17 protein-coding genes are annotated in these 15,577 nt (G+C 61.0%); 13 read left to right on the top strand and 4 right to left on the bottom strand.

What is annotated here, in order from left to right; translation table 11 throughout:
• Positions 1-24 precede the first annotated feature (24 nt).
• The 5 genes from GR328_RS11905 to GR328_RS11885 all read left to right on the top strand — a co-directional run bounded on the left by GR328_RS11905 (position 25) and on the right by GR328_RS11885 (position 4,494).
• Positions 25-909, top strand: a complete 885-nt coding sequence (locus GR328_RS11905) for a branched-chain amino acid ABC transporter permease (RefSeq protein ID WP_160884749.1) — start codon at positions 25-27, stop codon at positions 907-909.
• Positions 906-1,859 carry a branched-chain amino acid ABC transporter permease gene (locus GR328_RS11900; protein ID WP_160884748.1) on the top strand — a complete coding sequence of 318 codons (954 nt, stop codon included), beginning with the start codon at positions 906-908 and terminating at the stop codon, positions 1,857-1,859. The genes GR328_RS11905 and GR328_RS11900 overlap by 4 nt, the downstream gene beginning before the upstream one ends.
• A complete protein-coding gene (locus GR328_RS11895) occupies positions 1,837-2,553 on the top strand; it encodes an ABC transporter ATP-binding protein (protein WP_160884747.1) in 717 nt (238 codons plus the stop codon). The genes GR328_RS11900 and GR328_RS11895 overlap by 23 nt, the downstream gene beginning before the upstream one ends.
• The gene (locus GR328_RS11890) at positions 2,553-3,269 is read left to right on the top strand and encodes an ABC transporter ATP-binding protein (RefSeq protein ID WP_160884746.1); all 717 of its coding nucleotides are present in this window, start codon (positions 2,553-2,555) and stop codon (positions 3,267-3,269) included. The genes GR328_RS11895 and GR328_RS11890 overlap by 1 nt, the downstream gene beginning before the upstream one ends.
• Positions 3,270-3,693: 424 nt before the next feature.
• The gene (locus GR328_RS11885) at positions 3,694-4,494 is read left to right on the top strand and encodes a M55 family metallopeptidase (RefSeq protein WP_160884745.1); all 801 of its coding nucleotides are present in this window, start codon (positions 3,694-3,696) and stop codon (positions 4,492-4,494) included.
• Here GR328_RS11885 and GR328_RS11880 read toward each other — a convergent pair.
• On the bottom strand, positions 4,484-5,404 hold the full coding sequence (locus GR328_RS11880) for a LysR family transcriptional regulator (RefSeq protein ID WP_160884744.1): 921 nt from the start codon (positions 5,402-5,404) through the stop codon (positions 4,484-4,486). The genes GR328_RS11885 and GR328_RS11880 overlap by 11 nt on opposite strands.
• A gap of 153 nt (positions 5,405-5,557) precedes the next feature.
• On the opposite strand from GR328_RS11880, the gene GR328_RS11875 reads away from it, so the two are divergent.
• The 7 genes from GR328_RS11875 (at position 5,558) to GR328_RS28000 (ending at position 11,921) form a co-directional block, all read left to right on the top strand.
• Entirely contained in the window at positions 5,558-6,418 is an 861-nt protein-coding gene (locus tag GR328_RS11875; RefSeq protein WP_160884743.1) for a D-amino-acid transaminase, read from the top strand.
• Between the two features lie 36 nt (positions 6,419-6,454).
• Entirely contained in the window at positions 6,455-7,306 is an 852-nt protein-coding gene (locus GR328_RS11870) for an ABC transporter substrate-binding protein (protein WP_160884742.1), read from the top strand.
• 17 nt (positions 7,307-7,323) lie between these two features.
• Positions 7,324-8,430 carry an amino acid ABC transporter permease gene (locus tag GR328_RS11865; RefSeq protein WP_160884741.1) on the top strand — a complete coding sequence of 369 codons (1,107 nt, stop codon included), beginning with the start codon at positions 7,324-7,326 and terminating at the stop codon, positions 8,428-8,430.
• Positions 8,431-8,473: 43 nt separating this feature from the next.
• Positions 8,474-9,217: an amino acid ABC transporter ATP-binding protein gene (locus GR328_RS11860; protein WP_160884740.1), complete on the top strand. Its 744-nt coding sequence runs from the start codon at positions 8,474-8,476 to the stop codon at positions 9,215-9,217.
• A gap of 27 nt (positions 9,218-9,244) precedes the next feature.
• The gene (locus GR328_RS11855; protein WP_160884739.1) at positions 9,245-10,288 is read left to right on the top strand and encodes a DmpA family aminopeptidase; all 1,044 of its coding nucleotides are present in this window, start codon (positions 9,245-9,247) and stop codon (positions 10,286-10,288) included.
• 76 nt (positions 10,289-10,364) lie between these two features.
• Positions 10,365-11,141, top strand: a complete 777-nt coding sequence (locus GR328_RS11850; protein WP_160884738.1) for a gamma-glutamyl-gamma-aminobutyrate hydrolase family protein — start codon at positions 10,365-10,367, stop codon at positions 11,139-11,141.
• A 648-nt stretch (positions 11,142-11,789) separates the two neighbouring features.
• Positions 11,790-11,921 carry a hypothetical protein gene (locus GR328_RS28000; protein ID WP_281351946.1) on the top strand — a complete coding sequence of 44 codons (132 nt, stop codon included), beginning with the start codon at positions 11,790-11,792 and terminating at the stop codon, positions 11,919-11,921.
• A gap of 529 nt (positions 11,922-12,450) precedes the next feature.
• On the opposite strand, the gene GR328_RS11845 is transcribed toward GR328_RS28000, so the two are convergent.
• The 3 genes from GR328_RS11845 to GR328_RS11835 all read right to left on the bottom strand — a co-directional run bounded on the left by GR328_RS11845 (position 12,451) and on the right by GR328_RS11835 (position 14,419).
• Positions 12,451-12,600 carry a hypothetical protein gene (locus GR328_RS11845; protein ID WP_160884737.1) on the bottom strand — a complete coding sequence of 50 codons (150 nt, stop codon included), beginning with the start codon at positions 12,598-12,600 and terminating at the stop codon, positions 12,451-12,453.
• A 462-nt stretch (positions 12,601-13,062) separates the two neighbouring features.
• Positions 13,063-13,248 (bottom strand): hypothetical protein, encoded by a 186-nt coding sequence (locus tag GR328_RS27295; protein ID WP_246215827.1) that lies wholly within the window; start codon positions 13,246-13,248, stop codon positions 13,063-13,065.
• A 496-nt stretch (positions 13,249-13,744) separates the two neighbouring features.
• Positions 13,745-14,419, bottom strand: a complete 675-nt coding sequence (locus tag GR328_RS11835; protein WP_160884735.1) for a GntR family transcriptional regulator — start codon at positions 14,417-14,419, stop codon at positions 13,745-13,747.
• Positions 14,420-14,565: 146 nt separating this feature from the next.
• On the opposite strand from GR328_RS11835, the gene GR328_RS11830 reads away from it, so the two are divergent.
• Positions 14,566-15,570, top strand: a complete 1,005-nt coding sequence (locus tag GR328_RS11830) for a TRAP transporter substrate-binding protein (RefSeq protein ID WP_160884734.1) — start codon at positions 14,566-14,568, stop codon at positions 15,568-15,570.
• Positions 15,571-15,577 lie beyond the last annotated feature (7 nt).

Below are 15,577 nucleotides of genomic sequence, written 5' to 3'. Positions count from 1 at the left end.
GCGTGACACCAATCAGGAACGAGAATGGCCGGTATAGATATATTTCTACAGAACGTCGCCAACGGCGTTCTGATGGGAGGCGTTTACGCTCTCATCGGAATTGGCCTGACCCTTGTGTTCGGGGTCATGCGCACGATCAACTTCGCCCACGGCGATTTCGTCGTTCTAGGCATGTACAGCGCCGTTCTCTTCAACGCTCTTCTCGGATGGGACCCGTATCTGTCGCTGCTTCTTGCAATGCCGATCGGCTTTCTTACCGGCGTCATCGTCGAGCGCTTCATCCTCTCACGCGTTATCGATGCACCGCCGGAATCGGCGCTTCTGGCGACACTCGGAATTTCCCTGATCATCGGCAACGCGATCCTACTTACCTTTGGCGGCGAGCCGCGCTCCGTGCAGGTGTCGTATGCCTCGTCGACCTTCTCGATCGCGGGGGTCAACGTCTCTATGGTCCTGCTCCTCGCCGGCATCGCCACTGTCATCATGATCGCGGCGCTCTACGCTCTCTTGAACCGGACCGAGATTGGCCGTGCTATTCGCGGTACCGCGGAAAACCGGCTCGGCGCCGAGCTCGTCGGCATCGACACGCGACGGATCCACAGCATCGTCTTCGGCCTCGGCGTGATGCTGGCGGTGATGGCGGGCGTCACGCTCATCCCGCTCCTGTTCGCGACCCCGACCAACACGGGAGCCGTATTCACCCTGAAGGCATTCGTCGTAACGGTCCTCGGAGGGCTGGGGAACGTCGGAGCGGCGATCGCCGGGGGCATTCTGCTGGGTGTGGTCGAGGTTCTGGGCGCATCTTACTTCATGTCCGAATACCGCGAGGCTTATGGATTGATTGCGTTCCTGCTGATCCTGCTTTTCCGCCCCGAGGGCCTGTTCGGGCGGACGGTGAAACGCGTATGACGAAGCATCTCATTGGACTGGGCTTGCTGCTCGCTGCCGGCATCGCCTATCCGGCAATCTTCCCTAACAATCTCACGATTGCGATCTCTGTCCTGCTGTTTGCGGGCTGGGCCACGTCCTGGGACCTGCTCGGCGGCTGGAACGGCCAGGTGAGCCTCGGTCACGCATCCTTCGTGGGCCTCGGAGCGTATTTCGTGGCCATTGGTCAGAGTCAGTTCGGACTTGCGCCATGGTGGACAATGGCCATGGCAGCCGCCTTTGCGGCCATCCTCGGCTATTTCTGGGGATGGCTGACCTTCAGCCTGCGCGGGCCGTACTTTTCGCTCTCCACCATCGCGGTTGCGGAAATCCTCCGGCTGGTTGCCATCAACGAGGATTGGCTGACCGGCGGCGCTACGGGCGTTTTCATTGCAACCCTCCCCGAGCCGTTCGGTATCGACCTCTTCTCCAGAACGGCCCAATTTTATATGGCGCTTGCCTTCGCGGCCGTGGTGATTGCCACCGTCATCGTGATCTCTCGGGCCCGGTTCGGCTTTCAGCTGCGGGCCGTCCGCGAAGACGAGGACTCGGCGATGGCTGCGGGCATCGATCCGACCGCAACGAAGCTGAAGGCGTTCATGCTTTCGGCGGCGCTCACGTCGATCGGCGGCGGAATTTACGGGATCGTACTGGCTTTCATCGAGCCGCATGTCATGTTCGCCCTTCTTTTGTCCGTGCAGATCGCCCTCACGGCCATAATCGGCGGGCGAGGGACGATCTGGGGACCCGCGGCCGGCGCCCTGGTGCTGGTCGGAGCGGGCGAAATGTTCCGTACCACGTTCGCCGAGGCGAACATGCTGATCTACGGGATCCTGATCCTCGTGGTCGTGCTTTTCGTCCCCCGCGGGATCGTCGGGGAGCTGGCCCGCAGACACATTCGGAGGCTCTATGCCAAACGTGCTCAGAGCTGACGGCATCACCGTCAAATTCGGCGGGCTAACGGCCGTCAACGACGTTTCCCTCTCCCTCGGATCCGGCGAGATCCTCGGGCTGATCGGCCCTAACGGTGCCGGCAAGACCACCCTGTTCAATGCCGTGACGGGCTTTGCTCCGATGCATTCCGGCAGGATTACCTTTCTCGACCAGGACATCACGGGGCTGCCCGCATTCAAGCGGACCCGTTTGGGTTTCGGCCGGACTTTCCAGACGGAACGACCCTTCGAGGAGCTGACGGTTCTGGAGAATGTGCTCGTTGCCGCATTCCTGACGGTCGGCAGGCGAAGCGAGGCCGAGCGCATCGCCCGGAGCGTTCTTGAGCAGGTGGGGCTGGCGGACCGCGCTCATCAGCCCGCGCTGGATCTCAATCTCGCGCGCCGGCGGCGGCTGGAGCTGGCGAAGGCGCTCGCCGTAAAGCCGAAGGTGATCTTTCTCGACGAGATCATGGCGGGTCTGAATCCCCCGGCGTTGCGCGAAATGATCGCTTTCGTGAGATCGCTGACCGCGCAGGGTCTCGCGGTTCTGATGGTCGAGCACATCATGGAGGCGATCATCGAGCTGTCCGATCACGTCATCGTGCTCGCCAGCGGCGAAAAGATCGCGGAAGGCACTCCGCATCAGGTCACGAGCGACGAGCGCGTCATAGAAGCGTATTTGGGGACCGACTGATGAGCGACGCAATTCTGCAGGTCGACAATGTCGACCTTGGCTATGGCGCGCTGAAGGTCGTGTACGGTGCGTCTCTCCACGTGAAGCGCGGCGAATTGGTCGGTCTCGTCGGGGGAAACGGCAGCGGCAAGTCGACGATCCTCAGGGCGATTTCGGGCATGATTGCTCCGTGGAGCGGACGCATCCTGTTCGATGGCGAGGAGATCAAGGGAGCGCGTCCTCACCAGATGGCACGTAAGGGATTGGCCCATGTGCCTATGGGCCGTCAGCTGTTCCCCAACATGACCGTGCGGGAAAACCTGATGCTGGGGGCCTACCTGCCTGAAGCAAAGGCTGCCCGGGACGAGAACATGGCCAGGGTGGAAGCTCTCTTCCCCGACCTCATTCGCTACGCCGACGCGATGGCCGGTCAGTTGTCCGGCGGACAGCAGCAGATGGTGGCTATTGCGCGTGCGCTCATGCTAGGGCCCAAGATGCTCATCATGGACGAGCCGAGCCTCGGCCTGTCGCCGCTCTTCGTCAAACAAGTAATGGCGGCTATCAGGCGGGTCGCCGAAACCGGTCTTCCGATCCTGTTGGTGGAGCAGAATGTGAAGCAGGTCCTCGCCGCCAGCCACCGGGTTTACGTGCTCGAAAACGGCAGGCAGGTGCTCGACGGCCCATCACATGAGCTACAGGGGCACCCGATGATCCGCAAGGCGTATCTCGGCCTCTAGTCCAGGGATGGCAAGTGCATGGAGAGCTGTCGCAACTCCTCCTTCCTAGCGCAGGATTATGGACTGCGCTAATGAAGGAGGGTGAGGCAGGATGTTCGAAGATGGGCAGTTCGATCGCTCCGGCATTCTGCTCTGTGCGCAGTGACGCATGGCCTGCAATCACATGCTGCCGCATCTTGAGGAGATGATGGTGCCGCTCTCCAAGACATCGGCGAGCGCCGCGACGGCTGAGTGCGGGAAATAGGCGCACGAAATGGGGTAACCGGGCCCGCTATCCCCAGGAGGATTTGTCTTGCCGCTCTCGGGGGAGCCGGAATAGGACGGAGACCTCGGCAGTGGAAGGTCCGCTGGCACTCCGGCCGACGGGTTTCTTCACATTCTGAGAATGATAGGCTCGAGCGCGTAGCAGGCGTGGGGAAAAGGCATGAAAGTTTTCATCAGCGCGGATATCGAAGGGTGCGCAGCGATCACGACTTGGGATGAGGTCCACAAGGGGCGCGCCGGGCATCAGGAATTCCGTGAGCAGATGACGGCGGAAGTCGTTGCGGCCTGCGAAGGCGCTCGTGCTGCAGGTGCTACCGATATTCTGATCAAGGACGCTCATGAGAGCGGCTGTAACCTGATCGTCTCTCGTCTGCCGGAATACGCTCGTATCATTCGAGCGTGGAGCGGGCATCCCTATGTGATGATGTTCGGTCTCGACGCCAGCTTCGACGCAGCCCTTTTCATTGGCTACCACGATGCGGCGGGTTCCGACACCAATCCCCTCGCCCATACGATGAACGACAGGATCGCGCGGCTATCGATTAACGGTGAACTCGCATCAGAATTCACGGTGAACGCCTATACGGCCTCCCTGAATGGTGTACCACCCGTCTTTCTGTCGGGGGATCGAGGGATCTGTGGAGCGGCGGAACAGCTCGTGCCCGGGATGAAGACGATCGCTGTCAGCGAAGGGTTCGGACGGTCCACCATGTCGCTCGCGCCCGCAAAGGCCCTCCGGCTGATCCGTGAGGGCGTTGAAGAGGCGCTGGCCGGGGATCTCTCACGGTGCTCTCTCGGGCTCCCCGACCGTTTTGAGGTCGTTCTCGAGTTCAACAATGCCAGCGATGCCTATCGTTCCAGCTTCTATCCAGGCGTAGAACATCCCGAAGCCCGCACGCTGCGCTTCGTCTCGAATGATTATTTCGAAGTCCTGCGGACAATTCGGTTCATTACGCTTTGAGACGAAGGCTTTGCGCGTCCGCGGCCTTCCAGAACTCGTCTGCGATGGGGCGACTTCTCTGGGAGTGTCGGTAAAGGCGGATCTCGATCGTCAGCGACCATGCCGGGTCCTTGCTGGCGGGCACGAGAGTGCCGTCAGCCAATTCCGTGCGGACAAGGCTCAAGGGAAGCCACGCAACCCCCCAGCCCGCCGCCGCCATGGCTTTATGACCAATGGAAATGGTGTTCTCATGGACGACCCTCCTTTCCAGCGATGGGCGGTTGACGAAGAGCTTGTTCAGAGCAACGCCGAAGAACGAAAAATCGCCGTAGCTGAGGAACCGCATGGCAGTTCGGCTTTCGATGGCTCTGTCGAGTTCAGGCCCATCCGGATGAGGGCGTGAAACCGGCAGCACTTCCTCCGTGCCGAGCACGAGATGGGGAAACCGTGTCTGGTCGAGCTGGAACGGCACAGACGCATGGGCGTAGGTCAGCAGGAAATCGCAGTCACCGTCTATGAGGGAGGCGATGTTGTCCTCAATCCCACCCTTGTCTGGGCTGAGATGGGAGCTGAAAGGCGGCAGTGTCTTCTGGAGCGCCTGCAGCCAATCGGGAAAGAACGTGACCGTCAGCGTGTGAAGTGCAGAGAACGTCAGGCGATGCTGCTCTGTGGCAGGGTCAGGACGCAAAGCGATGCGGTGCTCGTACCACTCACGCACCGTTTGCTCGGCGAACGGCAGAAAGCGCTTGCCTTCGTATGTAAGTTCCGACGGGAAAATTGCACGGTTGATGAGCGTCACTCCCAGCCATTCCTCCAGCTGCCGAATTCGCCGGCTGAAGGCAGGCTGAGAAACACCGCGCAGGGACGCTGCTTTGGAAAAGCTCAAATGCTCAGCGAGGCAGCAGAAATCCTCCAGCCACTTCAGCTCCATAACCCCTTTGACCTTCCTGTAGAGTCGTCTCGCGGATGAAACCTCCTATCGCTATGCAGTTTCCGTATCAAGGTCAGAGAAACACGGCATTAGCCATAAACCGATGAACTCACTAGCGTCCGCGGCAAGACTTATCCTCCAAGGGGAAATGCGTTGCCGAGAATCGCCTATGTCAATGGAAGCTATGTGCTGGAGTCGGAAGCACGGATCTCGGTTTTCGATCGAGGCTTCTTGTTCGGCGACAGCATCTATGAAGTGAGCGCCGTCATCGGCGGCCATCTCATCGACAATGACCTCCACTTGGACAGGCTCGAGCGCTCACTGCGGGAGCTCGATATCCCCATGCCCCTGCCGCGAAACGAGATCGTTGTCATGCAGAGGACTCTCATTGCGCGCAATGAGCTCGACGAGGGGGTCGTCTATCTACAGGTCACGCGGGGCAGCGAGGACAGGAATTTCGATTATAGCGACACGCTCAAGCCGAGTTTCGTTGCCTTCACGCAGAAGAAGACACTTCAGGATACTGCCGCACACAGGGACGGCATCAAGGTTGGCTTAGTCGATGATACTCGCTGGGTCCGGCGCGACATCAAAACCACGATGCTGCTGTCTCAGGTGCAGGCGAAGCGCCAGGTCAAGGCGAGTGGCTGCGGCGAGGCATGGATGGTGCAGGATGGCTTCATTACGGAAGGCGCGTCCTCGACGGCCTTCATCATCACGCAGGCCGGCAAAATCGTCACCAGGCCGAATTCGAGGGTTACTCTGCCGGGATGTACGCGGCTTGCCGTGCTGCAGTCCGCGGCCTCTCAGAATCTGCAGGTTGAGGAGCGCCTGTTTACCCCAGACGAGGCTTATCTTGCCTGCGAAGCGTTCCTCACAAGTGCCTCGAGCTTCGTGACGCCGGTCGTCGAGATCGCCGGTCATCGCATAGGAGAGGGGAGGCCAGGTCCGATCACGCGCCGTATTCAACGGATCTACCTGGAGCTCGCTCTCAGCCAAAGCGCGGCCCAGTAGGTAACACCACCAGAAACACCAAAGGGGACTAACTCAATGAGCTTCAACATTCTCAAGACTGCCCTGCTTGTCTCAACGCTCACATGCTTTGGGGCAGGGGTCGCCTCGGCCGAGACGGTCGGGTACGGCAAGTGCGAGCTGACCGGAAAGAAGGGCTCGCATTCGATCAATCCTGCTGTGCCGGGCCAGTTCACCGTGATCATCAACCTGCCGGCAGTCGGACAGTTCAACGGCGATACGCCGGAAACCATCCGCGACGGATACGAATTCTGCATGGCCGTCAACATTGCCCACCGTCTGGGTCTCGACAAGGTCAAGCTGGTCAACGCCTCGTTCGACTCCATCGTGGCGGGTCAGAACAGGGATTTCGATATCGCTCTTGCGCTGATCTCTGTCACTGAGCCGCGGAAGAAGGTGGTCGATTTCTCGACGGTTTACATGGAATCGAGCTACGGCGTTGCGACGAAGGCTGATGCGAGTGTCACTGAAGCCACATTGAAGACCGGTCGTGTCGGCGTGCAGGCCGGTACCACGCTGGTGCCTTTCGCCCAGGAAACGCTGAAGGCGTCAAAAGTCGATGTGTATGATGACACGGCCTCCATGTTCACGGCCGCGGCGGCGGGCAAGGTCGATGCCGTGATGACGGATCTCAGCGTCGTGCTGGGACAGGTGGCAAACTCCAAGGGCAGGCTGAAGGTTGTCGGCCAGTATTCGAGCGGCGGCCAGACGGCCGGCATCTATCCCAAGGGCTCGGCCAACAAGCCAGTGATCGACAAGGTCATCCAGGAACTGAAGGATGACGGTACCCTGAAGAGGTTGGAAGCTGCCTATCTTCTCCCATCCTGGGGTGGCGTATCCCCGGACAGCATCCCGACCTGGAAGCACTAGGACAGGTATCGTTTGTGATGAACACGACGGCTGCTATGGCCAGCGTCGAGCGCGCCAATCAATGGCGCGCTCGTAGCAGGGTTCGCGCTTACGGCGCTCTGACCCGGGCCGCATTCTCGATTGCCGCGGTCACATTCATGTCCGTGGCTGCCACGGCGATCGCGATCGCCCAGTTCATGGTACAGGAGGGATGGGACGCAGTACCCGTCTGGATTGCAGGTGCCATTCCGGCCTTGCTGTGCCTCCTCGTGGCAGGCCGGGCAGTACAGGCCGTTCGCCTGTCGATGGGGGCCAGGTCCTCAGATGACGTTTATGAAGCCCGGGCCCTGGGCGCCAAGGCGTCGGAAGTATCCTGGAAAACCATATCCCACTCCATTGCCTTTCTGATCCTGTGTGCGCTCGCTTGGTTCATGGTCGTGAACGATGCCGCCGTGAGTCGTACGTTCTTCGACATGGACCTGATCACCCGTTCCGCGACGACGGTTCTCAAGGCTTTCGGAACCAATGTGCTCATTTTTGCGGTTTCGGCGGTTCTGATTCTCGTCTGGGCTCTCGTGATCGCCATCGCCCGCACGCTGCCGGGTGAAGCAGGGCGCCCGATCCGGACGATTGCGATCATCTACAGCGATCTTTTCCGTGGCCTGCCCGCCATCATCACCATTTATCTGATCGGCTTCGGATTGCCGCTCACGAATCTGCCGGTTCTGAAGGATCTCTCTTCAAATGCCTATGCGATCATCGCGCTGACGCTCACTTATGGCGCCTATACCTCGGAAGTTTACCGCGCAGGTATCGAGAGCGTCCACCCGAGCCAGATCGCGGCTGCGCGTTCGTTGGGTCTCTCTTACTTCAGGACCATGCGCTATGTGATCGTTCCCCAGGCTGTTCGCGGCATCATTCCGCCATTGATGAACAATTGTATCAGCCTCCAGAAGGATACGGCGCTTGTGGCCATCATCGGGACGATCGACGCTTTCAATCAGTCGAAGATCATAGCCAGCAACAATTTCAATCTCTCGGCGGTGATGACGGTCGCCATCATCTTCATCCTGATCACGATCCCGCAGGCCCGCTTCGTGGACAAGCTCATCGAGCGCGACCGCAGCAAGCGGCGGTCCGGGTGACGATCAGATGAATGCGACAGTCGAAACGCGGAAGGGGCACGCCATGGCACTCGTTGAGATCGATAAGGCCTATAAGCACTACGGCAGCCTTGTCGTATTGAACGGCCTCTCCTTGGAAATCAAGGAGCACCAGGTCGTCTGCTTGATCGGCCCTTCAGGCTGCGGCAAGTCAACCTTGCTTCGCTGCATCAACCGGCTTGAGACCATCCAGAAAGGTGAAATCCGCCTGCACGGCGACCGCATCACGGGTCCTGGCGTGGACCTCGACGTGCTTCGCCGCGAAATCGGCATCGTCTTCCAGGGTTACAACCTGTTCCCGCACATGAGTGTGATCGAGAACATCACGCTTGGGCCTCTCAAGGTCCTCGGGATGGGCAAGGCCGAGGCGCGGGACAAGGGCATGGCACTCCTTTCCCGTATCGGCTTGTCTCACAAGGCGGAAGAGTTCCCGGACCGTCTCTCCGGCGGGCAGCAGCAGCGCGTCGCCATCGTGCGTGCCTTGATGATGGATCCTGCGCTGCTCCTCCTCGATGAGATCACCTCGGCGCTGGATCCGGAACTGGTCTCGGAGGTGCTGGATATCGTGCGCGATCTTGCCGCGAAGGGCATGACGATGGTACTTGCCACCCATGAAATGGGTTTTGCCCGCGAGGTGGCCGACAAGGTGTGCTTTCTGCAGGAAGGGGTTGTCTACGAGGAGGGGCCTCCCTCCCGGATCTTCGGAGACCCGCAGGGCGAGAGAACCAAGGCCTTCCTCAAAAGGATCATCGATGCCGGGCGCCTTTGAGCTTCCTCGTCGCAGCCGGAGAGGGTGATGAGTCGCACAGTCAAGGATTTCGGTATCGTCTGCGGAGTCCTTCCGCAGGGTACGAAGAATGCTGTCACAGACGTGCCGGGCGTACGCGTTGGATCTTGCACCTTGCGGGAGGGCGACATCAACACCGGCGTTACGGCGGTTTTGCCTCATTCCGGCAACATTTTCCGCCGCAAGGTCGTTGCAGCATCCCACGTGATCAACGGTTTCGGGAAGTCCACGGGTCTCGTGCAGATCGACGAACTCGGGACTATCGAGACGCCGATCCTGCTGACGAATACCCTGTCCGTCGGCACCTGCGCGACGGCTCTGATCCGCGAGGCCATTTCACAGAACCCTGACATTGGTCGCACGACGTCGACGGTGAACCCCGTGGTGGGAGAGTGCAATGACGGCCCGTTGAACGACATTCAGGCGCTTGCGGTCACGGAGGAGCATGCCGAGATGGCTCTGCGGTCTGCGCATGACGGGCCCGTCGACCAGGGCAGTGTGGGGGCAGGAACCGGCATGACCTGCTTCGGCTTCAAGGGCGGCATCGGATCCTCGTCGCGCCGGATCGAACTCGACGGGTCTGAGCACCACCTGGGAGCACTCGTCCTCACCAATTTCGGCAATGCCGGCGATCTCGTTCTCCCCGACGGGCGCAGGCCATCTCCAGAGATGGCCGATTCCCTAAGCAGGGCGCGGGAGAATGGCTCGATCATCATTGTTCTTGCTACGGATGTTCCTCTCGACCACCGTCAGCTCAACCGCGTCGCCAAGCGCGCGGGAGCGGGACTTGCGCGGCTCGGTTCTTTCTGGGGACATGGCAGCGGCGACATTGCCATCGCATTCACGACGGGAAACACGGTCGAGCACGACAGCACGAACGCTGTGGCAAATATGCGTATTTTGAACGAGAACCGGATCGATCTTCTGTTTCGCGCCGCTGCTGAGGCAACCCAGGAGGCAGTGCTGAATTCGATGCTCTCGGCTGAAGACTTCGTCGGCCGGGACGGTGCGACTCGGGTTTCGCTGGCAAGTATCTTGTGCCGTAGCGAGTGAACGCCCTCAATACGATATTCATGAAGGGCCGGAGGTCGCCAGGGCAGGCTCCGCCGCTCAAGAAGGCAATCACGATATGACCTCATCCAAGGCCTCCCGCCCCATCGTAGGAATTCTCGGCAACCGGATCTACGACGGATTGCTGCCGGCGCAATCGGTCGACGAGAAATACCTTCATGCTCTGATCGAGCTGGCGGATGTTGACGTCATCATCATCCCGGCTCTTGAAAACACGACTGGCCTGGAAAACATTCTTGATCGCGTGGATGGCGTTCTCCTCACTGGAGCCGCGACCAACGTCCATCCAAGCTATTTCGACCCGGGAGCAGATCTGGAAAAGTACAAGCCATTCGATGCGGGCCGGGACGACGCTGCGTTCAAGCTCATTCGGCTGGTCTGCGACCGGGACCTCCCGATGCTCGCCATCTGCCGTGGCATTCAGGAACTGAACGTCGCTTTCGGAGGCAGCCTCTACGCGAACATCGCGACGGACGAGGAGCATCACTGCCATACCACATGGGTCTCCGGTGCCCCGCTCGAGCGGCTATACGGGCCTGCTCATGAGTTGCTCGTTACTTCGGGCGGGCATATGGAGGCGTTGACTCGGAGTAGGCCGTTCACGGTGAACTCGCTGCATGTTCAAGCGATCGACAGACTTGGGGCGGGGCTCTTGGTGGAAGCGCGCGCGCCGGACGGAACGGTCGAGGCCGTCAGCGTTCAAGGCTGTACTTTCAGCATCGGCGTCCAGTGGCACCCAGAGTTTCAGGCGTCCGAAAACGAACTCTCACGCAGTCTCTTCAACGCGTTCGGAGCTGCGGTGAGGGCGTTTCGCCGGAAGCGAGAAGCACGCTAGAGCTGTTTTCGCGTGCGCGGAATCATCTCATCTTTGTTGTCGCATTCCTTGGCGGAGAACCGGAGCTTCTTCACCGAAGAATGCTCTAGAAGGAGAATGCTCTAGAAGGTGCCCGTTGCCCTGCGGTGTTCGAAGTAAGAGTCTCAAATGTCACATATCGGCGCTCCTCGAGCCAAAGAGGGGGGCGCTTCGGCGCGGAGGAGCTGACGTTTCCGGTATGCCGGGCAGCGCGACCCTCAACGGGGGCACCATGCGGAGACGCAAATCGGCACAGATCTCCCGCTCATCCTGCGAGGCATGGTGGACCGGGCGTCAGCCTTTGAGGTCCCTGGCATCCCAACCGACAGGAACACCGTTGGAACTGAGGCCGGACACGACTGGCGGATCAACAAGGACATGATGCTGGGTGTGGTGGCTCAGGAGCTTCCCGTAAGCCTTCCGGGATGCTGGGAGCGCGGTAGGCTATCCTGGATTAAGCCTCCCTTCAGATCCGCCGATGTCCGGGGCTCGGCCTGCCGGCCAGCGACCCTGACCGCGCTCGTGGCTTCTGCCCGCTTTGGCCGGAGGCATCGAGCAGCCTGGGCGAGCCGCTGGAGCGGAGGCGGTTTCGGATTCGTTTGGGTGGAACTGGGAAGGAAGGAGCGGATCGTGACGCGTTCCGTCGACAGGCCTTTCGACTGGGTGGCGATACTCGCTTTCGCTTCGGCTGTCGTCGTGATGGTGCCGAGTCTCGCGGTGCTCGGCATGGCTGTGGCGGCTGTGATCATGGCGTTCGTCTGATAGAGAGATCTTTGCAGCTTGGTCCCTCATGCCAGGGAGTTCGCTTCTGGCTAATGACCTGGATGGAGCTCGGGCAGATCCGGGCGGGACTTCGGGGCAGTGCCTGAGCGGAAACCGAAGGAAGCTGCGCGCTGTGCCCTCGAGGTCGGTTCCCAGGAGCAATATCGCTGCAATGCTCCAGGCCCAGGCATGGAACATCACCTTTCCTGACGGGCCCGATCTTTGCCATCCGGATCCTCTTTGAGAAGGACCCGTTCCGCCGCTCCATCCAGATTGTCGGATTGCCCATTGCGGCGGGATCACAGGAAAGCGGCCGGGCCCATACCCAGGGCGATAAGGATCAGCCATCACATGGAACCCATCGGAACCCATCCGGTCCTCCTCCGGTCCCTTGGCCTCACGTGGCCTTGGGGGCCGTGGACAGCTTCATGACGCTGGTGACGACAATGACCGAGGACAGCGATATGGCGGCCGCGGCAACCAGAGGCGTGACATGACCCATCACGGCCACCGGCACCGCCAGTGCATTCTAGCCGACCGCGAGGGCGAAGTTCTGGACGATCAGCCCCTCGGGCCGGCATGCGATCCGGAGCGCGTCAGTGACGGCCGGAAGCCCTTCGTTCAGGAACACGAAATCCGCGGCCTTGCGGCTGGTATCGGTAGGCGTGGCGGGAGCCATGGACACATGAGCGACCGACAGGGGGCGCTTCGTTCGAGCCTTCCCCCACCATTAGGATTCTTCGGCCTGCTTCGCGGCGCGTCACGAGACGGGTTACCTTCCCATCGGGAACGGGACTTCGTCTCGCGATCGCCGGAGAGGATTTTCACGGCCAATCCCTGATGGTTCAAACCGCCCGCTGTCTCCCGTGCATCGCGGCGGATGCGGTCCTCCAGCACGAAGGTCGCAAGCAATTCGCCAGCTCGCGCCAGGACCGAGATCGAGGCGGGTGCGGAGCATCGTCCGATGCCCGTTGCCCTGTCGCCCGGCCCGGCCTGCCGAGCCGGTGCATATGGCCACCGAGCCGGGCTTCGAGCCCGAGCGCGGGAACCTCCTCGAGCCGGTCGAATGCCGGGGCCTGAGACACACGCCGCGCCGTAGCCTCGGCAGTCGCCCGTGCTGCCGGATGGCGTGAGCCCATGGTCATCCCATGGCGACCCGCATCGCCGCCGGAGTCACCTCGTCCGCATTGACCAGGGTGGGCACGCCCAGCGCCAGGGTGCAGGTCTTGCCGAAGGCCACGCCGTCGATCTCGGCCAGACGTTCCAGGGGGGAGCCGCCCTTGACCATGATTTTGCTTTCGAACAGCCGGCGCGCGGCAACGTCCATCTACGATGGGAGCCGCCGGGCCCAGTGCGTACGCGCAGGTGACGATCAGGACGGCGATGGCGATGGTGACGCATCGGCGCCAGTCCCCGGTGGCGGTCAGCCTGCCCAGGAAGGTGAGCGGAGCCGCCGTGTGGACAATGGGCGAATAGAGCGCCGCGGCGCGGTCCGCCAGCCGCCGGTAGCGGGCCCGCCCGCCCTTGGCCGCTCCCATCGGGCGGACCATCTCCGCCCGAGACGCTTTCTCCGTCCGCACGGTGACCCGGACCGTCAGCGGCCCCGAAAGGTTCATCACGCCCGCCTGACCCGCTTCCCCTGGAGCAGCCTTCCGGGGCCCGCTCTTTTCGTAGAGGCCGAGGACCGGAATCGGCGCGACGATCAGGCGGCCGGCATGGCTGCCGGAGTGGAGCCGATCCGAACCTGTTGTCTCGACCCCTCAACGGGCAGTCGCGGGCGGGCCGCCTCTGGTAAGGGCATAGCCACAGGGATCGGCATCTGTTCAGACCGTCGAGGATTTCAGGTGGGCGCGCTTGGTGAGGTTGGAGACGAGATCGCTGAAGCGGTCGCCCTGAACGGCGATGTGGTTGCGCAGCAAGGTTCGGGCGGCTTTCGCGTCACCGGCGAGAATGGTCTCCACGATCTCTCCGTGCTCCTTCAAGGAAGTCTTCATGCGGTTGCGCACGTGCAACTGCAGGCGGCGGTACGGGCGCAGTCGCCGGTGCAGCGACACGCATTGTTCCTCCAGAAAGCTGCTGTGACTTGCCGCATAGATGGCAAGGTGGAACGCCTCGTTCTCGTAATAGTAGCTGTCAGGATCCTCGCTGATCGCAGCGGTCTCGCATTTCGCGTGGGCGGCAAGCAGTGCCTCGCGGTCCTCGTTCGTATGGCGGCGGGCGGCGAGGGCTCCCGCCATTCCCTCCAGTTCCGCCATGACCTCAAACATCTCGAATACCCGTTCCGGACCCGGATCAACGACGACGGCGCCGCGTCGCGGCCGAATCTCGACAAGGCCGATCGCGCTCAACTGCATGAGGGCCTCGCGGATCGGAGTACGTGACACGCCGAAGTGAGTGGCGAGCTGGACTTCGTCGAGGCGCTCACCGGGCTCGAACTCGCCCTTCAGGATACCGTTCTCGATCTCATCCCTCAGCCTGTGAAACGTGTTCCCGGCCATTTGCTCCTCGTCCAACAGGGAGTCTGCTCAGCTATATCCAATGCGAGACTAGCCGGCCTTGTATACACAATGGTTGACAATGTGTGCAATGAGGAAGCACATTATCGGTAATCTGGCAGGATCGCCGGAACATATGGGAGGAAAGAATGTGGAAGTCTGCGAAGCTGCTGAAGTTCTCTGCTGTTCTAAGCTTGGGTGGCATGCTCGCCTCGGGTGCGATGGCCCAGACTGTTCTGAAGGCATCTCACCAGTTCCCTGGCGGCAAGGGCGACATTCGCGACGAGATGGTGCAGATCATCGCCCGCGAGGTCGAGGCTGCCAATGTCGGCCTTAAAATTCAGGTTTTCCCGGGCTCCTCACTCTATAAGCCGAATGATCAGTGGAATGCCGTGACGCGCGGCCTGCTCGACCTGACCTCGTTCCCGCTCGATTACGCTTCGGGACGCCATCCTGAGTTCTCCGCGACCTTGATGCCGGGACTGGTTGGTAATTTCGACCGGGCAATGCGGCTCAACGATTCGGAGTTCATGGCCGACATCAAGAAAATCGTCGACAATGCCGGGGCTATGGTGATTGCCGATGCATGGCTGTCGGGCGCTTTCGCCTCCAAGAAGAACTGCATTACCTCCCCTGACACGATCAAGGGACAGGTTATCCGTGCTGCCGGTCCGGCTTTCGAGGAGATGCTGTCCGCCGCTGGGGCGTCGATTTCCTCCATGCCGTCTTCGGAGATTTATACCGGCATGCAGACCGGTGTGCTCGACGCCGCCAACACATCCTCGGCGAGTTTCGTTTCCTACCGCCTCTTCGAGCAAGCCAAGTGCCTGACCGCGCCCGGTGAGAATGCGCTCTGGTTCATGTATGAGCCGGTGCTCATGTCGAAGAGGGTTTTCGAGAGACTGAAGCCCGAGCAGCAGAAAGCAATTCTTGCGGCGGGCGAGAAGGCCGAGGCCTATTTCAACGAGGAGGTTCGCAAGGGCGATCAGATCATGGTCGATACCTACAAGAAGGCGGGTGTCGAAGTCGTCGAGATGTCGAAAGCGGATTATAATGCCTGGCTCGAACTGGCCAAGGAGTCCGCCTACAAGAGCTTCGCCGCAAAAGTACCGGGCGGCGACAAGCTGATCGAGAAGGCCCTGGCCGTGGAGTAAGGCCTAG

This window comes from Microvirga makkahensis (assembly GCF_009830105.1).
GTDB lineage: Bacteria > Pseudomonadota > Alphaproteobacteria > Rhizobiales > Beijerinckiaceae > Microvirga > Microvirga makkahensis.
The sequence above is the reverse complement of the archived record's forward strand: the minus strand, read 5'-3'. Positions and strand labels throughout refer to the sequence as shown.